At 49.1% G+C, this 22422-nt stretch carries 20 protein-coding genes, 2 tRNA genes and 1 other annotated feature; of the genes, 16 read left to right on the plus strand and 6 right to left on the minus strand.

What is annotated here, in order from left to right:
• Positions 1-396 precede the first annotated feature (396 nt).
• From dnaA to ACXAGL_RS07380, 8 genes are all read left to right on the plus strand, one after another.
• Positions 397-1752, plus strand: coding sequence for a chromosomal replication initiator protein DnaA (dnaA, locus tag ACXAGL_RS07345; protein WP_027955859.1), 1356 nt, complete (start codon positions 397-399; stop codon positions 1750-1752).
• Between the two features lie 174 nt (positions 1753-1926).
• The gene (gene dnaN, locus ACXAGL_RS07350; protein WP_474990681.1) at positions 1927-3066 is read left to right on the plus strand and encodes a DNA polymerase III subunit beta; all 1140 of its coding nucleotides are present in this window, start codon (positions 1927-1929) and stop codon (positions 3064-3066) included.
• Between the two features lie 260 nt (positions 3067-3326).
• Positions 3327-3548, plus strand: coding sequence for a S4 domain-containing protein YaaA (yaaA, locus tag ACXAGL_RS07355; protein ID WP_027955857.1), 222 nt, complete (start codon positions 3327-3329; stop codon positions 3546-3548).
• A gap of 12 nt (positions 3549-3560) precedes the next feature.
• On the plus strand, positions 3561-4679 hold the full coding sequence (recF, locus tag ACXAGL_RS07360; RefSeq protein WP_027955856.1) for a DNA replication/repair protein RecF: 1119 nt from the start codon (positions 3561-3563) through the stop codon (positions 4677-4679).
• A gap of 10 nt (positions 4680-4689) precedes the next feature.
• A complete protein-coding gene (gene remB, locus ACXAGL_RS07365; RefSeq protein ID WP_027955855.1) occupies positions 4690-4974 on the plus strand; it encodes an extracellular matrix regulator RemB in 285 nt (94 codons plus the stop codon).
• 63 nt (positions 4975-5037) lie between these two features.
• A complete protein-coding gene (gene gyrB / locus ACXAGL_RS07370; protein ID WP_474970159.1) occupies positions 5038-6960 on the plus strand; it encodes a DNA topoisomerase (ATP-hydrolyzing) subunit B in 1923 nt (640 codons plus the stop codon).
• A gap of 72 nt (positions 6961-7032) precedes the next feature.
• The gene (gyrA, locus tag ACXAGL_RS07375; protein ID WP_474970160.1) at positions 7033-9573 is read left to right on the plus strand and encodes a DNA gyrase subunit A; all 2541 of its coding nucleotides are present in this window, start codon (positions 7033-7035) and stop codon (positions 9571-9573) included.
• 74 nt (positions 9574-9647) lie between these two features.
• The gene (locus ACXAGL_RS07380; protein WP_474990683.1) at positions 9648-10748 is read left to right on the plus strand and encodes an HD-GYP domain-containing protein; all 1101 of its coding nucleotides are present in this window, start codon (positions 9648-9650) and stop codon (positions 10746-10748) included.
• A gap of 18 nt (positions 10749-10766) precedes the next feature.
• Here ACXAGL_RS07380 and ACXAGL_RS07385 read toward each other — a convergent pair whose 3' ends face one another.
• Positions 10767-11483: a YaaC family protein gene (locus tag ACXAGL_RS07385; protein WP_474990685.1), complete on the minus strand. Its 717-nt coding sequence runs from the start codon at positions 11481-11483 to the stop codon at positions 10767-10769.
• Between the two features lie 170 nt (positions 11484-11653).
• On the opposite strand from ACXAGL_RS07385, the gene guaB reads away from it, so the two are divergent.
• The 6 genes from guaB to ACXAGL_RS07415 all read left to right on the plus strand — a co-directional run bounded on the left by guaB (position 11654) and on the right by ACXAGL_RS07415 (position 18017).
• Positions 11654-13123 (plus strand): IMP dehydrogenase, encoded by a 1470-nt coding sequence (gene guaB / locus ACXAGL_RS07390; RefSeq protein ID WP_474990687.1) that lies wholly within the window; start codon positions 11654-11656, stop codon positions 13121-13123.
• Between the two features lie 94 nt (positions 13124-13217).
• Positions 13218-14549: a serine hydrolase gene (locus tag ACXAGL_RS07395; RefSeq protein ID WP_474990689.1), complete on the plus strand. Its 1332-nt coding sequence runs from the start codon at positions 13218-13220 to the stop codon at positions 14547-14549.
• Between the two features lie 119 nt (positions 14550-14668).
• Positions 14669-15553 carry a pyridoxal 5'-phosphate synthase lyase subunit PdxS gene (pdxS, locus tag ACXAGL_RS07400; RefSeq protein WP_027955848.1) on the plus strand — a complete coding sequence of 295 codons (885 nt, stop codon included), beginning with the start codon at positions 14669-14671 and terminating at the stop codon, positions 15551-15553.
• Between the two features lie 17 nt (positions 15554-15570).
• Entirely contained in the window at positions 15571-16161 is a 591-nt protein-coding gene (pdxT, locus tag ACXAGL_RS07405; protein WP_474990691.1) for a pyridoxal 5'-phosphate synthase glutaminase subunit PdxT, read from the plus strand.
• A 35-nt stretch (positions 16162-16196) separates the two neighbouring features.
• Positions 16197-16410, plus strand: a binding site (T-box leader).
• 43 nt (positions 16411-16453) lie between these two features.
• Complete coding sequence (gene serS, locus ACXAGL_RS07410) at positions 16454-17728, plus strand: serine--tRNA ligase (RefSeq protein ID WP_474990693.1); 1275 nt, start codon at positions 16454-16456, stop codon at positions 17726-17728.
• A gap of 196 nt (positions 17729-17924) precedes the next feature.
• Positions 17925-18017 (plus strand) — tRNA-Ser (locus tag ACXAGL_RS07415).
• 146 nt (positions 18018-18163) lie between these two features.
• On the opposite strand, the gene ACXAGL_RS07420 is transcribed toward ACXAGL_RS07415, so the two are convergent.
• A tRNA-Arg gene (locus ACXAGL_RS07420) sits at positions 18164-18236 on the minus strand.
• Between the two features lie 216 nt (positions 18237-18452).
• On the opposite strand from ACXAGL_RS07420, the gene ACXAGL_RS07425 reads away from it, so the two are divergent.
• The gene (locus ACXAGL_RS07425; RefSeq protein WP_027955845.1) at positions 18453-19094 is read left to right on the plus strand and encodes a deoxynucleoside kinase; all 642 of its coding nucleotides are present in this window, start codon (positions 18453-18455) and stop codon (positions 19092-19094) included.
• A complete protein-coding gene (locus ACXAGL_RS07430; RefSeq protein ID WP_027955844.1) occupies positions 19091-19774 on the plus strand; it encodes a deoxynucleoside kinase in 684 nt (227 codons plus the stop codon). Before ACXAGL_RS07425 ends, ACXAGL_RS07430 begins: the two co-directional genes overlap by 4 nt.
• A 32-nt stretch (positions 19775-19806) precedes the next feature.
• Here ACXAGL_RS07430 and ACXAGL_RS07435 read toward each other — a convergent pair whose 3' ends face one another.
• From ACXAGL_RS07435 to modA, 4 genes are read right to left on the minus strand one after another with little or no spacing between them, the layout of a single operon-like run.
• A complete protein-coding gene (locus ACXAGL_RS07435) occupies positions 19807-20265 on the minus strand; it encodes an NUDIX hydrolase (RefSeq protein ID WP_474990695.1) in 459 nt (152 codons plus the stop codon).
• Positions 20266-20288: 23 nt separating this feature from the next.
• The gene (locus tag ACXAGL_RS07440) at positions 20289-20900 is read right to left on the minus strand and encodes an NAD(P)-dependent oxidoreductase (RefSeq protein WP_474970168.1); all 612 of its coding nucleotides are present in this window, start codon (positions 20898-20900) and stop codon (positions 20289-20291) included.
• 36 nt (positions 20901-20936) lie between these two features.
• A complete protein-coding gene (gene modB / locus ACXAGL_RS07445; protein WP_474970461.1) occupies positions 20937-21617 on the minus strand; it encodes a molybdate ABC transporter permease subunit in 681 nt (226 codons plus the stop codon).
• Positions 21617-22396, minus strand: a complete 780-nt coding sequence (gene modA / locus ACXAGL_RS07450; protein ID WP_474970169.1) for a molybdate ABC transporter substrate-binding protein — start codon at positions 22394-22396, stop codon at positions 21617-21619. Before modA ends, modB begins: the two co-directional genes overlap by 1 nt.
• Between the last annotated feature and the right edge of the window lie 26 nt (positions 22397-22422).

Raw genomic sequence — 22422 nt, forward strand, 5'->3', positions numbered from 1 at the left:
TCCAGTGCTGTGGATGAAAGTTTTCTACAAGACCTTGATATTGTGGATAAGTTACGCCAACCCATTGCAAGCCGTGTTTTTATCTGGTATCATATTTGTGTTTAACAGCGATTGACTTCAAAACAGTTGAGATCTTTTCCACAGACTGTGGATAACATGTGGACATTTATTAACAGACCTGTTCATGCAGTTATACACAAGCGTGTGGACAATGAAAATAACTCTCTGGAAGTCTAGTAAAATCAACATTCAAACATCCACACCCGTGCAGCACTGATGAGGATGTACAACCTTATACAAACCTTATACGAGCGCCTTTCGATCCTTTTGCTACGTTCGAAAAAGAGAACGAAAGGTGTTTTTGTTTTCCAATGAAACAGAGAGGGGTGAAACAATTTGGAGAACATCCACGAACTATGGAACAATACGCTGGACCATATAAAAGAAAAAATAAGCAAGCCCAGCTTTGAAACATGGCTTAAAGCGACAAAAGCCGACTCCCTTAGTGAAAATACGCTGACAATCGTCGCTCCAAACGAATTCGCCAGAGACTGGCTTGAAAACCAATACGAAAGCTTGATTACAGAAACATTATATGAGGTAACGGGGGCCGAACTGGAAACAAAGTTCATCATTCCAGAGTCCAAGGACGATGCCCTGGAGGACGTGAAGCTGTCTTCCAAAAAGGTTCCGAATGTAAAAAATAACGGAAATGAAGAATCGCCTCAGAGCATGCTCAATTCCAAATATACCTTTGATACATTCGTCATCGGATCCGGCAACCGCTTCGCCCATGCAGCCTCACTGGCTGTAGCCGAAGCACCGGCAAAAGCCTATAACCCGCTGTTCATCTACGGAGGAGTCGGGCTTGGGAAAACACACCTGATGCACGCCATCGGCCATTATGTGCTTGATCATAATCCGAATGCCAAAGTCGTTTATCTGTCCTCGGAAAAATTCACAAACGAATTTATCAACTCGATCCGGGACAACAAGGCCGTCAATTTCAGAAATAAATACCGCAGCGTTGATGTCCTTCTTATTGATGACATCCAGTTCCTCGCGGGCAAAGAGCAGACACAGGAGGAATTCTTCCATACATTTAATACGCTCCACGAGGAAAGCAAGCAGATCGTCATCTCCAGTGATCGTCCGCCGAAAGAGATCCCGACCCTGGAAGATCGTCTGCGTTCCCGGTTCGAATGGGGATTGATCACAGACATTACACCGCCGGACCTGGAAACAAGAATCGCGATTTTGAGGAAAAAAGCGAAGGCAGAAGGGTTGGATATCCCGAACGAAGTCATGCTTTACATCGCCAACCAGATCGACACCAACATCCGTGAACTGGAAGGCGCCTTGATTCGTGTCGTCGCCTACTCTTCCTTGATCAACAGCGATATCAATGCCTCTCTGGCAGCTGAAGCGCTGAAGGATATTATTCCAAGCTCTAAGCCGAAGGTGATTACGATTGAAGCCATTCAGGAGATGGTCGGAGAAAAATATAATGTGAGGCTGGAAGATTTCCCTGCTAAAAAGCGGACGAAATCCGTAGCCTTCCCCCGTCAGATCGCTATGTATTTATCAAGAGAACTGACTGACTTCTCTCTGCCGAAGATTGGGGAAGAGTTTGGCGGCCGGGACCATACCACCGTCATTCATGCTCATGAAAAAATTTCAAAAATGGTCGCGGATGATCAGCAGCTCCAAAAAGAGCTCGATGAAATCAAAGAGCAGCTTAAATCCCACTAGTGGATAATGTGGACAGTGGTTGCAGGTTCATCAACAACCTATCCACATGTGTATAACAAGCCATATAAAGGCTTTGATAAGGTTATCCACAATTCCACAGCCCATACTAGTACTATTACGACCTTTTTTATAAAAAAATATATAATACAAGCTCATTAGGAGGAGTGTTCGGAAATGAAATTTGTCATCCAGCGGGATCAGTTGATGGATAGTGTGCAGAATGTCATGAAAGCCATATCTTCAAGAACAACGATTCCAATCTTAACGGGAATGAAATTAGAAGCCACTTCAGAAGGAATTAAATTAACAGGCAGTGATTCAGATATCTCGATCGAATCTTTTATCCCTGCAGAAGAAGATGGCATCGTGTATGCAGAAGATATTGAACCAGGCAGCATTATTCTTCAGGCTAAGTATTTTCCTGATATCGTAAGAAAGCTCCCGCAGAACACGGTGGAAATCACCAGCGATGAGTCGAGAAATGTCACGATCCGCTCAGGGAATGCAGAATTCCACTTGAACGGCCAGGACCCTGAAGAATATCCACAGCTTCCCCAGCTTCATACGGAGGACAGCTTTGAACTGCCGATTGATCTTTTGAAAAACCTGATCAGACAGACGGTATTTGCTGTATCCACTTCAGAAACGCGCCCGATTCTTACAGGGGTCCATGTGAAAATGGATGAAGGCAGCCTTGAGTTCATTGCAACCGACAGCCACCGCCTGGCGTCAAGGAAAGTCTCTCTTGACCAGCCTGAAGGAAAATCCCTGCCTGCGGTCGTCATTCCAGGAAAGAGTCTGACAGAATTGAATAAAATTCTTGACGATTCGGATGATAAAATTGAAATCAGCGTAACAGACAACCAGGTTCTTTTCCGTACGAAGCATTTATACTTCCTGTCCCGTCTGCTGGATGGAAACTATCCAGAAACATCCCGCTTGATTCCGGAGCAGAGTAAAACCGTCGTCAAGATCGATGCCAAGGATCTTCTTCAGTCCGTCGACCGTGCCTCTCTATTAGCAAAAGAGAACCGCAACAACGTCGTAAGACTTGTGACTAAAGAATCCAACCATCTTGAAATTACCGGGAACTCACCGGAAGTCGGAAATGTCGTGGAAGAAGTAACGGCGAATGATGTCGAAGGGGAAGACTTGAAAATCTCTTTCAGTGCGAAATATATGATGGACGCTCTGAAAGCCGTCGACTATGATCAAGTCAAAGTCGAATTTACAGGGGCCATGCGCCCATTCCTGATTCGTCCCGTTGACGATGATCAGATCCTTCAGCTGATTCTTCCCGTACGGACATACTAAAATATAAAACGTTGAATAAAAGAAGGTGCTCGATAACTTTCATAGGAGCACCTTCTTCTTTTTGTCCTCAAAAACAGGAGGAATCCGCAGAAAAAGCACCTGTGGAAAACCACAGGGAAGAAGAAATGAAGTTATCCACATTGGGGATATCCGGTTTAAACAACCGGCAGCAGAAGAGTTCGAGGGATTGGACTTTCCTTACACCTTTATCTTTAGTAAAATATAGAGATAGGTGAATTCATGAAATAGGGTGAAAATATATGAGCGAAGAAATTGGAATCAGCACAGAATACATCCCACTCGGGCAGTTTCTGAAATTAGCGAACGTTGTCGAATCTGGTGGAATGGTGAAAATTTTTCTGGCTGAATTTGAAGTGAATGTAAATGGTGAACCGGAAAACCGCAGAGGCCGGAAACTGTACGTGGGCGATACAGTGGAGATTGAGGAATTCGGCAGCTATACAGTTGTAAGCGAAGGGTAACCCCCTCCATCTATGTATATCCATGAGCTGTCCCTGCGTTCTTATCGTAATTACGAGCAGCTTTCATTGAGCTTCGACCATACAATCAATGTGATTATTGGTGAAAATGCCCAAGGAAAGACGAATTTGATGGAAGCCATCTATACGCTTGCCTTTACCCGGTCCCACCGGACGCCGCGGGACAAAGAATTGATACAGTGGGACCAGGAATATGGTAAAATAAAAGGGACGATCTATAAACGTAACCGCCGCTTTCCTCTGGAGATCATCATTTCCAACAAAGGGAAAAAAGCGAAGTTGAATCATATTGAGCAGAAGCGTCTCAGTGACTATATCGGCGCTTTGAATGTTGTCATGTTTGCACCTGAGGATTTGAATCTCGTCAAAGGGAGTCCTCAGGTGCGTCGTCGGTTTATTGACATGGAAATCGGCCAGATCCAGCCTGCCTATATCTATCATCTCGGGCAGTATCAAAAGATTTTGAAGCAGCGGAACCACCTGTTGAAGGATCTTCAGCGCAAACCGCAGGCGGACCGGACGATGCTCGGTATTTTGACCGAGCAGCTGGTGGAGCACGCCGTGACCATCATTGAACGACGCTTCAAGTTTCTCCAGCTTCTCAGGTCCTGGGCAGGTCCGATCCATGAAGGGATCAGCCGCAGCCTTGAACAGCTTGAAATTTCCTATGATGCAAGTGTGAAAGTATCAGAGGATATGAATTTGGAAACAATAAAGAAGACGTATATAGAGAAGTTCCAGGAAATCGAAACGAAGGAAGTCGAACGGGGGACCACTTTGGCAGGCCCTCACAGGGATGATCTGGTTTTCTACGTAAACGGAAAAGACGTCCAGACATACGGGTCGCAAGGTCAACAGCGGACGACAGCCTTATCTTTGAAACTCGCTGAAATTGAACTGATTCATAGTGAAGTAGGAGAATATCCGATTCTGCTGCTGGATGATGTTCTAAGCGAACTGGATGATTTCCGTCAGTCCCACCTGCTTCATACAATCCAGGGGAAAGTCCAGACGTTTGTATCGACTACGAGCATCGACGGGATTGAGCATGAAGCTTTGGAAGAAGCGGCCATTTTCCGTGTGAAAGAAGGAACGATCGAGATAGAGAAATGAGGTGTACCGCATGTTTATTCACATTGGGGATGATCATGTGATTCAGTCGAAGGATGTCGTGGCTATTATCGATCATAGTTTGATTTCCTCCTCATCCATCATCGAGGAAATGATCGTCAGCCAGCGGAAAAACAGACGCGTCATAGAATCACAGGAGCATCAGGCAAAAGCCATCGTCATTACCAGTGATGTTATTTATTTCAGTCCTCTTTCCGTGTACACGCTGAAAAAGCGGGCGAACATGATGACGACGCTGAACAAGCTCGAGGATTTTTCCGAAGAGCCGATGGAATAGATAGAGAGAACATTTGGTGTAAGAGATTACTGTCAAACCACTTGAGAAATGTAGGTGAGTACCATGAAGGAAGATATTATCGAAGAACAGCAGACCTATGATGAAAGTCAGATACAGGTGCTTGAAGGTCTGGAAGCTGTTCGGAAGCGTCCCGGCATGTACATTGGATCCACCAATGAAAAAGGGCTGCACCACCTCGTGTGGGAAATTGTCGATAACAGTATCGATGAAGCGATGGCCGGCCATTGTGACCACATCCAGGTCATGATTGAAAAAGACAACAGCATCACCGTTACGGATAACGGACGCGGGATTCCTGTCGGTATTCAGGAAAAAACCGGACGTCCGGCTGTCGAGGTTATTTTGACGGTTCTTCACGCCGGAGGTAAATTCGGCGGAGGCGGTTATAAAGTCTCCGGAGGACTTCACGGTGTTGGTGCTTCTGTCGTAAACGCCCTGTCTACAAAACTGGAAGTCTTCGTCCACCGTGATGGTCAGATCCACTACCAGTCCTACAAGCGCGGCGTACCGGAAGAAGACTTGAAAGTAGTCGGGGAGACCGATCAAACCGGTACCCGCATCCATTTCATCCCTGATGATGAAATCTTCCAGGAAACGCAGGAATACAAGTTTGAGGTCCTGGCCAACCGGCTGCGTGAGCTTGCCTTTTTGAACAAAGGCCTGACGATCACGATTGAAGATAAACGTACGGATGAAGATCCCGTCGATTACTACTACGAAGGAGGCATTCTTTCCTACGTTGAACATATGAACCGCACCCGTGAAGCGATTCATGATGCGTTCTTCATCGAAGGGGAGCAGGATGAAATCTCGATCGAAATCGCTATGCAGTACAATGACGGTTTCGCCAGCAATATTTATTCCTATGCCAACAACATTCATACGTATGAGGGCGGGACACACGAATCCGGATTTAAAACCGGACTGACCCGTGTCATCAATGATTACGCGAGAAAGAACAGTATGTTCAAGGAGACCGACCCGAACCTGACCGGTGATGACGTTCGTGAAGGTCTGACAGCGATTATTTCCATCAAGCACCCGGATCCCCAGTTTGAGGGGCAGACGAAGACGAAGCTCGGAAACAGTGAAGCCCGTACCGTTACCGATGCGCTGTTCTCGGAATCCTTCTCAAAGTTCCTGTTTGAAAACCCGACGATGGCGAAGACGATTGTCGAAAAGGGTCTGATGGCTTCCCGAGCCCGTATGGCTGCGAAGAAAGCTCGTGAACTGACACGTCGTAAAAACGCGCTGGAAGTCTCCAACCTGCCTGGTAAACTGGCGGACTGCTCCTCCAAGGATGCCAACATATCAGAACTGTATATTGTTGAGGGTGACTCCGCGGGTGGATCAGCCAAACAGGGAAGGGACCGTCATTTCCAGGCGATTCTTCCGCTGCGTGGTAAAATCATCAACGTGGAAAAAGCCCGCCTTGATAAAATCCTGTCCAACAATGAGGTCCGGGCCATTATTACAGCCCTCGGTACAGGAATCGGGGAAGAATTTGATATTTCCAAAGCCCGTTACCATAAAATCGTGATCATGACGGATGCTGATGTGGACGGCGCCCATATCCGGACGCTGCTTCTCACTTTCTTCTACCGTTACATGCGTCCACTGATCGAATCGGGCTACATTTACATTGCCCAGCCGCCTCTTTATAAAATCCAGCAGGGGAAAGCGGTGTACTACACGTACAGCGACAAACAGCTGGATGCGAAACTGGCGGAGCTGTCCAGTTCACCGAAACCAAGCGTCCAGCGTTATAAGGGTCTTGGAGAGATGAACCCGGAGCAGCTTTGGGAAACGACAATGGATCCGGAAACACGGACGATGCTGCAGGTCAGCCTGGAAGATGCGATTGGAGCGGATGAAACGTTTGATATCCTGATGGGAGACAAAGTGGAACCGCGTCGTAACTTCATTCAGGAAAATGCGCAGTATGTTCAGAACCTTGATGTGTAAGAGATAGATCGGAGATGGAGCTTTTTTCATAAGGCTCCTCTCTTCCTTTAAGGCAACTAGGAGGTAAATAGAATGGTCGATCAACCCGAGCGCCCGCGCGTGCAGGAAATCAATATCAGCCAGGAGATGCGGACATCCTTCCTGGACTATGCGATGAGTGTTATTGTCGCCCGGGCTCTGCCTGATGTCAGAGACGGTTTGAAACCTGTACACCGCAGAATACTATATGCCATGCACGACCTCGGTATGCATGCAGACAAAGCTTACAAGAAATCCGCACGTATTGTCGGAGAGGTGATCGGTAAGTACCACCCTCACGGTGATTCCGCCGTTTACGATACGATGGTGCGGATGGCGCAGGACTTCAACTACCGCTATATGCTTGTCGACGGACACGGAAACTTCGGTTCTGTCGATGGCGATGCAGCGGCAGCGATGCGTTACACCGAAGCCCGGATGTCGAAGATCTCCATGGAGATTCTCCGGGATATCAACAAGGATACGATAGACTACAACGACAACTACGATGGCACGGAGCGGGAGCCGGAAGTGCTTCCAGCCAAATTCCCGAACCTGCTCGTCAACGGAGGATCAGGAATTGCCGTCGGTATGGCGACCAACATTCCGCCCCATCAGCTTGGGGAAGTGATCGACGCGGTGCTGGCGTTAAGTAAGGATCCGGAGATTACCATCCAGGAATTGATGGAGAACCATATTTACGGACCGGACTTCCCGACAGCTGGTAAAATTCTTGGTTTAAGCGGGATTCGTAAAGCGTACGAAACCGGAAAAGGCTCCCTGACCGTCCGCGCCCATGTGGAAATCGAAGAGCAGTCCAATGGTAAACCATTCCTGATTGTCACCGAGCTTCCTTATCAGGTGAACAAAGCCCGGCTCGTCGAAAAAATCGCCGACCTCGCCCGTGATAAGAAAGTGGACGGAATTACCGATCTTCGTGACGAATCAGATCGGAACGGCATGAGGATTGTCATTGAACTGCGCCGGGACGTCAACCCGAATGTACTGCTGAACAACCTGTACAAAATGACGGCCCTGCAGTCCACATTCGGCATTAACATGCTCGCCCTCGTCAACGGCCACCCGAGAGTGCTTAACTTGAAGCAGTGCCTGGAATATTATCTGGATCACCAGAAGGTCGTCATCCGGCGCCGTACAGAGTATGAGCTGAAAAAGGCCGAAGCCCGGGCCCACATCCTTGCTGGTTTACGAATTGCTCTTGATCATCTGGATGAAGTGATCGCGTTGATTCGTGAATCCCAGACGACGGAAATCGCCCGCACAGGCTTGATGGAACGCTTCAGCCTTTCAGAAAAGCAGGCCCAGGCGATTCTTGATATGCGTCTGCAGCGTCTGACTGGTCTTGAGCGCGAAAAGATCGAAGAAGAATACCAGGATATTATGAAGCTGATCGCTGAATTGAAAGCGATTCTTGCAGATGATGAGAAAGTATTGGAAATCATCCGCGGGGAACTGATGGATATTAAAGAGCGCTACAATGATGAGCGCCGCACAGAAATCGTGCTCGGCGGTACAGACTTCATTGAAGACGAAGACTTGATTCCTGAGGAGACGGTCATTGTGACTCTGACCCACCAGGGATACATCAAGCGTCTTCCGGCCAACACTTACCGCTCCCAGCGCCGCGGCGGACGCGGAGTGCAGGGCATGGGTACCCATGAAGAGGACTTTGTGGAGCATCTGCTTTCCACATCCACCCACAATACGCTGTTGTTCTTCTCGAACAAAGGGAAGGTCTATAAGGCGAAGGGCTATGAAGTACCGGAGTTCAGCCGTACAGCGAAAGGAATTCCGATCATCAACATGCTGAACGTGGAGCGTGATGAGTGGATCAACGCCGTGATTTCCGTCAACGAATTCGCTGATGACTGGTATCTCGTTTTCACAACGAAGAACGGGATTACCAAACGGACGACCCTTTCCCAGTTTGCCAACATCCGTAAAGGCGGTCTGATTGCCCTTGGACTGCGTGAGGATGATGAATTGATTTCCGTCCGCCTGACAGATGGAAACAAGGACATTATGATTGGAACGAAGAACGGGTACCTGATCCGCTTCAACGAAGATCAAATCCGTGCCATGGGCCGTACAGCAGCAGGAGTGAAGGGAATATCGCTCCGTGAAGACGATGATGTCGTATCCATGGAAATCGTTGATGATTCCCTGCAGGTGCTGACCGTGACAAGTAAAGGTTACGGCAAGCGTACACCGGCAGATGAATACCGCATCACCAACCGTGGTGGTAAAGGAATCATCACATGTAACCTGACGGATAAAAATGGCTATGTCGTCGCAACGAAAGCCATTAACGGTGAAGAGGATATCATGATCATCACCGAAAGCGGCGTCTTGATCCGTATGCCGATGGAAACCATCTCTGAAACCGGCCGGAACACACAAGGTGTCCGTCTCATCCGCCTCGGCGACGGGGAGGAAGTTGCAACGGTTGCACGAGTGGATTCCGAGAAGGAAGAAGAGGAAGCAGCAGAGCTGATGGACCCGGAGTCTCCGGAAGAGACGCCGGTGGTCGAAGGTCAGCCGGAAACAACAGAAGATCCTTCAGATGAATCATAAAACACATGATCGTCGCCTGTCCCTTTGCGGCAGGCGGCTTTTTTTATACCTTATTGGAAGGGTGGAGGAAAATAATGAAAGTGGCTTCTGAAAAAGTGGAGACCGGCTGCCTGCTTATCAAGGATGTGATGGGGCGTACCCATCGACCGATCATCCCTAAAAATACGACATTAACCCCGGTTCATATTGATGTTTTGAAAAGCTTCCAAATCGAGTACGTGGAGGTGGCCACCCGTAAAGCGGACGGCCGTCCATTTACAGCCGGAGAAGCGGGAGAGAAGAAAGGTTCTGCAGCTTCCACTTTTTCCGGAAGGCAAACGAAGGCCGTTCTTTCCTTCCAGGATGAATACAGAGAAGCCGTCGAAGCGTGCAGGGAGTGGTTCCGTGCATGGCAGGGCGGGTCGCCTGTCGATATGGGAGCCGTCCGCAGTGTCATGGTCCCTCTATTGGAAAGAACGGCGTCTGCTTCCAAGGAAGTCTTTCACCTTCATCATCTAAGCACAAGCGAGGACTATATCTATCACCACAGCATAGCGACAGGCGTGATGGCCGGATATCTGGCCTCTAAACTTGGGTTCAATTACGGAGAGTGGATTCAGGTCGGCCTGGCCGGCGTGCTGTGCGATGCGGGAATGGCGAAAATCGATCAGCGTATCCTTCATAAGCAGGGCGCCCTGACGGAACGGGAATACGAACAGGTGAAAAATCATCCGACCTATTCCTACCGCGCCATTGAACGTATTCCGTCTCTGAGCAGTCAGGCAAAACTCGCCGTCCTCCAGCACCATGAGCGTCTCGATGGCACCGGCTATCCGCTTGGACTGACGAAGAAAAAGATTCATACGTTCAGCCAGATCATTGCTGTCTGCGATATGTTCCACGCTATCACGAGTGAGCGGATCTACCGTTCGAAGCAGTCCCCGTATAAAGTATTAGAGGAACTGCTGCATGAACATTTCGGCAGGTATGACCATAAAGTCATAGAAACGCTGAAAAAAGAAATCGCCAATTTCTCAACAGGCGTAAAAGTCCGCCTTTCGGATAAGCAGGAAGCGGAAGTTCTTTTTGCGGAAATGTCCCATCCGACCCGGCCGATGATCAAGCTGTTGGAATCCGGGGATATCATCCAGCTGAAGGAATATCTCCAGCTTCATATTGAAGAAGTGTACGATTGAATCAAAGACCGGCCTCTGTCATTGTATGGACAGGTGCCGGTCTTTTAACCAGGTGCTGATCAATACCGGCACCTGATCCATCGCGGTCTGCAGAAAATGAACGATAAAGACGTAATCCTCCCTGTCCCGCATCTGTTCCATCTCTCCCCACCAATCCCCTTCATAGCGGACGAGCATACTGAGGTTGTAGAGAACGGCGAAATAGCTGAGCAGTTCCGGCCATGCCGTCCCTTCACGTTCCAGTTGACATTTTTTCAACGAGTAAAGCTCCTGCATAGCTGGTAAAGGACGGAGCAGTTCATCCATGGCTGCCTTTTCTTTCTCTGCGGAAAAATCGAACAGATGAAACGCGGCATGGGGAAACAGCCCGTGCGGCTGAATTCGGATCTCATCTTCAAGAAAACGGTATTGCTGTTTCTTTCTTTTCCTTGTTGATAGACCATGGGCAAGCACTTTGGCTGTAGCCGGATAGCCGGGATCCACCGTCAATAGACAAGCCTTCAAATAATGGTTCAGGCCGTAATATAAAAGGAGAGGCTGCACACTTAAGGGGGTGGAGGAAGCAGAACTGACATACTCTCCCCCGAGAGTGAGGCCGTACATGAACCGCTCCGCATTGTTGTAGGCATGGTGCTCCACTCTGGAATGCTTCCCATCCGTATAGCAGGCATGCAGAAATGGACGGGTGTGAGAAGTTACCTGCATGTACTGCAAAAAAGAATCCGGCCGTCTCATGATCGTTCTTCCCTCCTTCTTTATCCGCTGCTCCGCCTTCATTTTTATGGTTGAAAAAGGGCGGTCATTGTCGTATTGTAAATAACAATAAGAAATGGTAGCTTCCTGCTGTTCCACTTATTTTACCCACTTATACCCAGATTATTTTTAAGAAAAAGGAGAGGTCAAGCATGCGTGAAGACAAGTTTGCAAAAGAAGGATTAACGTTTGATGATGTACTGCTTTTACCTGCGAAATCTGATGTACTGCCCCGCGATGTATCCCTGAGGACGGAACTTTCCCCGACGCTCAAGCTGAACATGCCGATTATCAGTGCCGGTATGGACACTGTGACAGAAGCGGCGATGGCCATTGGAATGGCACGTCAGGGTGGTCTTGGTGTTATTCATAAGAACATGTCCATTGAAGAGCAGGCGGAACACGTCGACCGTGTCAAACGCTCCGAGAGCGGCGTCATCACGAATCCATTCTTTTTAACTCCCGAGCACCAGGTGTTTGATGCCGAGCATTTGATGGGCAAATTCAGGATTTCCGGTGTTCCGATTGTGAACAATGAAGAAGAGCAGAAGCTTGTCGGCATTTTGACAAACCGTGACCTCCGTTTTATTGAAGACTATTCCATTCAGATCCAGGAAGTGATGACGAGCGAAAACCTTGTCACAGCTCCTGTAGGGACAACACTCGATGAAGCTGAAAAGATTCTTCAGAAATATAAGATCGAGAAACTGCCGATGGTCGATAATCAGGGTATCCTGAAAGGTCTGATTACCATCAAGGATATCGAGAAAGTGATTGAATTCCCGCAGTCGGCCAAGGATGAGCAGGGACGCCTGTTGTGTGCAGCCGCTGTCGGTGTCACAGCCGATGCGATGACACGGATTGATAAGCTTGTCGAAGCGGGTGTGGACGCTCTTGTTGTCGATACAGCCCACGGCCACTCCCAGGGCGTCATCGCACAGGTGAAACGGATCCGCGACCGTCATCCGCACGTCAACATTATCGCTGGAAACGTGGCGACTCCTGATGCCACCCGCGAACTGATTGAAGCAGGAGCGGATGTGGTTAAAGTCGGTATCGGACCTGGATCCATCTGTACGACCCGTGTTGTCGCTGGTGTCGGCGTGCCGCAGATCACAGCGGTATATGACTGTGCGAAAGAAGCGGCGGAACTTGGTAAGCCGGTCATTGCCGACGGCGGTATTAAATATTCCGGTGACATCGTCAAAGCGCTTGCTGCCGGTGGACATGCGGTTATGCTCGGAAGCCTGCTTGCCGGAGTATCCGAAAGCCCTGGAGAAACAGAAATCTTCCAAGGACGCCGTTTCAAAGTGTACCGCGGTATGGGTTCTGTCGGTGCGATGGAGTCCGGCTCCAAGGACCGTTACTTCCAGAACGAATCGGAATCGAAAAAGCTTGTACCGGAAGGCATTGAAGGCCGTATGCCGTATAAAGGACCTCTGGCCGACAGCATCCACCAGCTGCTCGGCGGTCTTCGTTCTGGGATGGGGTACTGTGGAACACCGGACCTTGATTCTCTGAGGTCGGACAGCCAGTTCACACGCATCACAGGAGCAGGACTCAGAGAGAGCCATCCCCACGATGTCCAGATTACAAAAGAATCGCCGAACTACTCCGTTTGACCTAGATAGACAGGGACTATTCCCTGTCTATTCTTTTATATACGCATGTGATAAAATAACAGGGATGCATAATTAAAGGGTGGAGGTAGAGAAAGTGACACAAAGATTTAAAACATCTATCGCCTTAATCATGTCCTTGTTGATCGGGATTTTCGCTGTAAGTGCCAATCCCGGACATACATACGCAAGCGTAGATGTTGGGGCAAAATCAGCGATACTTGTAGATGCAGAAACCGGGAAAATTTTGTTTGAGAAAGAAGCGGATTTGACACTGCCGCCGGCCAGTATGACGAAGATGATGACGGAATACCTCGTCATGGAGGCTGTGGAAGAGGGGAAAATCAGCTGGGATCAGAAGACCCCTGTCAGTCAGTATGCTTTTGATATATCAGCCAATCCGGAATTCTCCGGTGTCGGCTTACGTTTAGATGAACAATACACGGTTCGTGAGCTTTATGAAGCGATGGCGATCAACTCGGATAACGCAACGACGATTGCGCTTGCTGAACTGGTAGCTGGAACCGAAGGCGAATTCGTCAAGATGATGAATGCCAAGGCAGAGGAAATGGGACTGCCGGATTATGAGTTTGTCAATGCCACCGGGTTGAACAATAACCATCTGGGGGACAACTATCCTGAAGGCACCGATCCGGATGCCACCAATATGATGTCGGCCAAATCGGCGGCCTTGCTGGCTTATCATTTGACGAACGACTATCCGGAAGCGCTGGAGGTTTCCAGCAAGCCTACATTGGAATTCGCCGATCAGACGGTGACCAACTGGAACTGGATGCTTCCTGGTATGCCGGGGCAGAACTTGAAGCAGTTTGAATACGAAGGTATGGACGGCTTGAAGACGGGTTATACAGAACTTGCCGGCAACACATTTACAGGTACAGCTGAGCGTGATGGCCAGCGGTTCATCTCTGTTGTGATGAAATCGGAAACACGTTCCTCCCGTTTCAATCAGACACGGACGCTTCTTGATTACGGATTCAACCAGTTTACAAGGCAGGAACTTCTGGCTGCCGGTGAAACAGTTGAGGATCAGGATTCTCTTTCTGTGACGAAAGGAAAAGAAGAGTCTGTTGCGATTGAGACGAGTGAAGCTTTGAGCACCCTTTTAAAGAGCGGCGAACAAGAACAATATGAGGTGGAGTTTGTCATCTCTGAAGATCAGCTCAACGAAGACGGCGAGCTTGTGGCGCCTGTTGAGAAAGGTCAGAAAGTCGGAACAGCCAAGCTTGTCTATACAGGGAACGAAAGCTACGGAAACCTTGTGAAGGAAGAAGGACAGACGGTTGATATCGTCACTTCGGAAGCGGTGGAGAAAGCCAACTGGTTCATGCTGATGCTTGGTGGAATCGGTGAATTCTTCAGTGATATTTTCACAGGGGCCGTCGATATGGTGAAAGGCTGGTTCTAACGGTAAAATCCCTATTTAATGAGTGGGAATTAAGGCTGAGATGCGATACAATAGAGAGTAAGAATCTATGATTCAAAAATAAATGCTTGAACGATATAGCTGTTAGGGAGGAAATTAACATGTCACAAACAGGTACTGATCGCGTAAAACGTGGAATGGCTGAAATGCAGAAAGGCGGCGTCATCATGGACGTTGTCAATGCAGAGCAGGCGAAGATTGCAGAAGAAGCAGGTGCGGTGGCGGTTATGGCCCTTGAGCGTGTTCCAGCCGACATCCGTGCGGCCGGCGGCGTAGCTCGTATGGCTGACCCGACAATTGTTGAAGAAGTGATGAATGCTGTATCCATCCCTGTCATGGCCAAAGCACGTATCGGCCATATTGCAGAAGCCCGTGTCCTTGAAGCGATGGGTGTCGACTACATCGATGAAAGTGAAGTACTGACTCCGGCTGATGAGATCTACCATATCAAAAAAGATGATTACACGGTTCCATTCGTCTGCGGATGCCGTAACATCGGTGAAGCTACACGCCGTATCCGTGAAGGCGCCTCTATGCTTCGTACAAAAGGTGAGCCGGGAACAGGAAACATCGTGGAAGCTGTCCGCCATATGCGTCAGATCCAATCAGAAATCCGTCACCTTCAAAGCCTTGCAGAAGACGAAGTGATGGTCTTTGCCAAGGAAAACGGTGCACCATTCGACCTTCTTATGGAAATCCGTGAAGAAGGCCGCCTTCCTGTCGTCAACTTCGCTGCGGGCGGAATTGCGACACCAGCTGATGCTGCGCTTATGATGCAGCTTGGTGCGGACGGCGTATTCGTCGGTTCCGGCATCTTCAAGTCCAACAATCCTGCTCAGTTTGCCCGTGCGATTGTAGAAGCTACCACTCACTACGACGATTACAAACTGATCGGTGAATTGTCCAAAGGACTCGGCACAGCGATGAAAGGCATGGAAATGTCCACGCTTACTCCTGATCAGCGTATGCAGGAGCGCAGTCAGTAAGAAAAGGAGAATGCAGCATGACTACTATCGGTGTATTAGGTCTGCAGGGAGCTTTTCGTGAGCACATCCGCTCCGTAGAAGCCTCTGGTGCCACCGGCGTTGTTGTTAAGAGAAAAGAACAGCTGGAGGACATTGACGGACTGATAATTCCCGGCGGTGAAAGCACAGCGATCCGCCGCTTGATTGATAAGTATGACTTCCTTGAACCGATCCGTGAATTCGGAAAACAGGGGAAGCCGATCTTCGGTACGTGTGCAGGGTTGATCCTGCTTGCCTCTGAAATTGACGGCTCGTATGATGTCCATCTCGGACTCATGGATATCAAAGTCCGACGTAATGCATTCGGCAGACAAAGGGAAAGCTTTGAAGCCGACCTGGATATCGACGGAGTCGCCGATCAGTTTACAGCTGTGTTCATTCGAGCTCCTTATATCGAGGGAGTAGGAGAAGAGACGAAGGTACTGGCCCGCTATGATGGTCATATTGTGGCTGCCCAGCAGGACCATTACCTCGCCTGTTCCTTCCACCCTGAACTGACAGATGACCACCGGTTAGTTTTACATTTTGTAAAAATGGTGGAGCAATCCCGAAAAAGCCTTGCAATGTAAGGTGAATTCAGCTAATCTAAGATCACCAAATAAGAATGAACGCGATGACAGGACATAGTAGCATGTTCCTCTTCCTCCAGAGAGTCAGTGGCTGGTGAAAACTGACGGAAGAGCCATGTGAATCCATCCTTGAGTGTCCGGCTGATAACGCTGGACCGGCCCCTCACCGTTATGAGTCGAGCCGGAAGGTCATGAACCTTCAACCTGGGTGGTATCGCGGGAAGCATAAACAAAGCTCTCGTCCCTTATATGGGACGGGAGTTTTTTATATGAAAAAAAGGAGGACATACACATGTTGGATATGAAATTTTTACGTCAGAACTTTGATGAAGTGAAAGCAAAGCTGGAGAAGCGGGGCGAAGATCTCTCTGATTTAGATGCCTTTGGTGAACTCGACTGCCGGCGCCGTGAGCTGATTCAGGAGACTGAGGAGCTGAAGGCGCGCCGGAATGACGTTTCCAAGGAAATCTCCCAGCTGAAGAAAAACAAAGAGGACGCCGATGACAAGATTAAGGAAATGCGTGAAGTCGGCGACCGTATCAAAACGCTCGACACGGAGCTGAAGGAAGTGGAAGAGAAGCTGGAAACGCTCCTCTTATCCATTCCGAACATCCCTCATGAAAGCGTACCTGTCGGAGAGGATGAAGAGGATAACATCGAAGCCCGCCGCTCTGGAGAAACGCCTGTCTTTGATTTTGAAGCGAAACCCCACTGGGATATCGCCACAGACCTTGGTATTCTCGACTTTGAACGCGCAGGAAAAGTAACCGGCAGCCGGTTTGTCTTCTATAAAGGCATCGGTGCCCGCCTGGAGCGTGCACTTCTGAACTTCATGATGGACCTGCATGCCGATGATCACGGCTATCAGGAAATGCTTCCCCCACAGATGGTCAACCGTACATCTATGACAGGAACGGGCCAGCTGCCGAAATTCGAAGAAGACGCCTTTAAGATTGAAGACTGGGATTACTTCCTTGTCCCGACCGCAGAGGTGCCTGTAACGAACTACTACAGGGAAGAGATTCTGTCCAGCGAGGACCTGCCGCAGAAATTTGTCGCCTTCAGCACCAACTTCCGCTCTGAAGCCGGCTCTGCCGGACGTGACACGCGCGGACTCATCCGTCAGCACCAGTTCAACAAAGTCGAACTTGTCCAGCTGGCAAAACCTGAGGAATCCTACGATGTGCTGGAGGAATTGACCGGGCATGCTGAAAAGGTCCTTCAGCTGTTGAAGCTTCCCTACCGCGTCATGAGCATGTGTACCGGTGATCTTGGATTTACAGCCGCCAAGAAATACGACATCGAAGTGTGGATCCCGAGTCAGGAAACCTACCGGGAAATCAGCTCCTGCTCCAACTTCGAGGATTTCCAGGCGCGTCGTGCCGGTATCCGTTTCCGCCGTGAAGAAAAAGGACGCCCGGAATTTGTCCACACGCTGAACGGTTCCGGCCTTGCGATCGGCCGTACCGTCGCCGCTATTCTTGAGAATTATCAGCAGGCGGACGGTACCGTCGTTGTACCGGAAGTCCTCCGCCCATATATGGGTGGAAAAGAAGTCATCCGATAAAACAGCAGAAGAGCGGCGGGAGTGCCTCCACGCCGCTCTTTATTATAGGGAGACACAGGTTTGACTGCAGCGCCGGGGCTTTGTATAATTACGAGGTGGCATCACCCGGATCCTTTCGACAAATTTTTATAAAAAATTTACGGAGAGTGTTGACGGTCACTACAGGCCATGATAATATATTACTTGTCGGTCACACGGAGGAGTACCCAAGTTTGGCTGAAGGGAGCGGTCTTGAAAACCGCCAGGGGGTTTACGCCCCGCGGGGGTTCGAATCCCTCCTCCTCCGCCATTTTATTTATAACAATCGCGCATAAATATTGGAGATTTATAGAACAGAAATCGTTACTACGTGTAACGATTTTTTTTTGCCCAAATGATGCTGATATAAAAAAACACCCTGCCTGGATCAGGCAGAGTGCTGATGTTTATAGAGAATGCCCCCGGCAGGATTCGAACCTGCGGCACACGGTTTAGGAAACCGATGCTCTATCCCCTGAGCTACGGGGGCCTGTGAAGCGTACGAGTCATATTATACTAAAGAATCCAGAGATTGCAAAGGAATCCTTTTGATGAAAATGCATCTCCGCCTGTTACTTCCGACAGGTGGATGTGATAAAATGATACCTGTCTGTCAAAAAGGATCGTTTTTTGTAGTCGAAAAAGAACAAGGGTAGGCCGCTGAACGGCTGATCCCGCTTGAATAGAGTTTGAAGGAGGAACAGCGATGGGAGATCTACCTTTCATTTCCGTTGAAGGGCCCATTGGGGTTGGGAAAACGTCTCTGTCTAAAAAGCTCGCCTCCCAGTTTGATTTTCACTTGTTAAAGGAAATCGTTGAGGAGAACCCGTTTTTAGGCAAGTTTTATGACAATATTGAAGAATGGAGCTTCCAGACGGAAATGTTTTTCCTTTGCAATCGTTTCAAGCAGCTGGAAGACATTGAACGTAAATATCTGCAAGCTGGCAAGCCTGTTGTAGCGGATTATCATATTTCAAAAAATATGATTTTCGCCCGTCGAACCCTTAGAGAAGAACAATTTGATAAATACGCACAGATTTTTGATATATTAACACATGATATGCCTAAACCGAATATGGTCGTCTATCTTCATGCAAGCCTTGATACATTGATGGACCGCATCCGTATGCGGAACCGTGATGTGGAGGCCAATATTCAGCCTGCTTATCTTGAACAGCTTTCCCAGGATTATGAGGATTTCATGAGCCATTTTGAAGCCTCGCATCCGGACATTCCTGTGATCCGCCTCAATGGAGATCATTTGGATTTCGTAAAGCATCAGGACGATTTAAACTACATTGTTGCTCAAGTTGAACAGCATTTAAATAAAGGAGAAGTTATCAAATGAATGCACGTGAACGCTACGGTATTCCACATGATAGTGTGATCACGATTGCCGGTACCGTCGGTGTCGGAAAATCTACGATGACGAATGCGATTGCGGATGCTCTCAAATTCCGGACATCTTTTGAAAAAGTGGAGACCAATCCGTATCTTGATAAATTTTACCAGGATTTTGAACGCTGGAGTTTTCACCTGCAGATTTATTTCCTGGCTGAACGCTTTAAGGAGCAGAAGAAAATCTTCGAATACGGGGGCGGATTCATCCAGGACCGTTCCATTTATGAGGATACCGGCATCTTTGCCCGGATGCACTATGAAAAAGGGACGATGTCAGGAACGGATTATGAAACGTATCGTAATCTGTTCGATGCCATGGTCATGACGCCTTATTTCCCTCATCCTGACCTTCTCATTTATCTGGAAGGTTCCTTCGATGATGTTCTCGGCCGTATTAAAGAGCGTGGACGTCCGATGGAACAGGAAACACCTGTCGAATACTGGGAGGAAATGTTCAACCGTTATGACAACTGGATCGACAATTTCAATTCCTGCCCTGTGCTGCGCCTGAACATTGCGGACTATGATGTCCTCAATGATGAAAACAGCATTGAGCCGGTCCTTGAAAAAATCGGTCACTTTATCCAGCAGTCCCGTAAATGGCGTTCCAGCCGTCTGCTTACGTAATATGGGTATAAATGAAGAAACCGGTACGATGATCATCGTACCGGTTTTTTTAAATAGTCATGGATCATTTTTCGGTGGCTGCCGACCATGGAAGCAGGAAGCTTATCGGGCGGCGTAAACTTAAACTGGAGCGACTCTCTCGGGTCCATGCGGTAATCACCGGAGTATGTGTCCGTATCATAGGCCGTTGTGACAACGTAAAACTCATCGCCATTATCAGCCCGGATAAATTGGTCCGCCCCGGAGTACACATTGAATAGGTTCAGCTTGTCGACCGTCAGCCCCGTTTCCTCCCGCACTTCCCGTTTGGCTGTTTCTTCCGTGCTTTCCCCGAGTTCCATCAATCCTCCGGGCAGCCCCCAGACGCCGTGTGGGGACGTTCGCTGCTGCAGGAGGATGCGCCCCTGGTCATCCACGATAACGACGACAGCCCCGACGAAGATCAACGGCCGGTGACCGACAAGCGCCCTTAAATCTTCTACATATCCCATATGGCTGTTCTCCTTTCGAAGCGTTAATCAGCGAGTCCTGTTGTTTCCTTTACATAGGTGCCTTCTTCAAGTGCGTGAAGCAGAAAATGGGCCACATCCCCTCTGGAAATGCTTCGGCCCTCCTGCGGCACGGTTTCGGACGTCCGGTAATTCCCTGTGACAGGTCCATCCAGGAGGCGCATCGGACGGGCAATCGTATAATCCATATCCGCTGCTATGATTGCATTGACCGCCCGGCGGTGATCGTGCAGGACGTTTCTTAAAATTATCCGGCTCATCCACCCGGTCAGTCCGGGAATTTCATTGTACAGCCCGGCAGAGGCGACGTAGAGCAGCCGCTTGATGTTATGCTGCGCGGAAGCGGTCAGGATGTTTTCCGTCATAGTGGTCAGGGTGCTGCGGTCTTTCAACGATTCTGAACCGAGACAGGAGACAATGGCCTCCTGTCCGAGGACGGCCTGGCGAACATCCTCCTCATTCCTTGCGTCCCCTTGTACCCTATTCAGTCGTTCATGATTTATGCGGAGCTTTTCGGGATCCCTCAGAAAAGCGGTAACGTCATGGCCGGATTCCAGAGCTTGTTCGACAAAGGCCTTTCCTGTTCCACCGGTAGAACCAAAAACAACAATTTTCATGATCTCACCTCATTGATTTATTTTAGAAACGCCCATTCAGGAAGAATGATGCCTGAAAAAATTGATTTTCCGTCTGCTCCATGTCTGCAGCCAGTATACAGCACTGAATCCGAGTGCGATAATTGTAAGCACCCAAAGGAGAGCTTCCTCCATCCGTCCGGATTCGACGGCAAAGTAGATGGCAAGAGGAATGGTGTCGGTTTCTCCCGGAATATAGCCGGCCACCATCAACGTCGCTCCGAATTCTCCGAGAGATCGGGCGAATGTCATGACAAGGCCGGCGAGCAGTCCCGGCCAGGCCAGCGGCAGCGCGATCGTGAAGAATACCTTTGCTCTGGAAGCACCAAGATTATGAGCCGCATTTTCCAGCTGTGTATCATAGTTTTGAAAAGCAGCCGCCGCACTTTGATACATCAGCGGGAAGGAGACGACGGCGGAAGCGATGACAGCTCCTGTCCAGCTGAACACCACCTGCAGGTCAAACCAGTGCATCAATAACCGACCAGCCCAGCCATTCCTGCCGAACGCATATAGAAGACAAAAGCCAATGACGGTCGGCGGGAGGACAAGAGGCAGGAGAAATAATGATTCCAGTAAACTTTTCCCGGGAAATATTTTCCGGGAAATCAATCGTGCTGCAAGCGTCCCGGATATGAAAACGATCATGGTGGCGATGGCTGCTACTTTTAGGGAGAGCAGGAGAGGACTGATGCTCATCATTCGTTCGTTTCATCCCCTGCAGCGGTAAAACCATAGTTTTCTAAGGTTTTACCGGCCGCTTCTGTAGACAGGAAGGTTATAAAGTCAGAGGCGGCCTCCTCAGCCCGGCTTTTTGTAATGACGGCGGCAGGATAAATGATCGATTCATGTAAAGACGGGTCGACTTCTGCGGTGACGTGTACCTTGTCCGATGTGAAGGCATCACTGGCATAGACGACACCATAGTCCGCGTCGCCGGATTCTACATAAGTGAGCACCTGCCGGACATCTCCGGCAAAGACCATGTCATCTTCCATCTGATCCCAAAGGTGAATCGTTTCCAACGCCTGTTTCGTATATGTACCAGCAGGGACGCTGTCCGGGTTACCGATGGCTGTCGTTTGATCTTCCGCTGCCTTTTTCAATGCGTCCAGGGAGCCGGCCGCTGCGTGTTCCTGATGACTGATAACGACGAGCCGGTTTTCCGCAAAGGTTTCCATCTGCGCATCATCCGTGTATCCACGTTCTTTTAAGTAGGTCGTCCATCGGGTATCGGCAGATAGAAAAACGTCGACAGGAGCCCCCTGCTCAATCTGACGTGCCAACTTACCGGAACTTCCTAATAATAAGGTCACATCGACGTTGTAGGCCTCTTCATAGGATGGAACGATTTCCTCCATAGCATCTGTCAAACTGGCCGCAGCAGCTATGGTCACGGTCGGTTTTTCACTGGCACTCGCGCATCCGGCTGAAAAGAAGAGAAGGATTACGGAAGCAGCCCATATGCTTTTTTTCATAAACAGCCTCCTTTCGGCCTTTGTTG

The sequence above is a fragment of the Halobacillus sp. ABA4_118 genome (assembly GCF_056160205.1).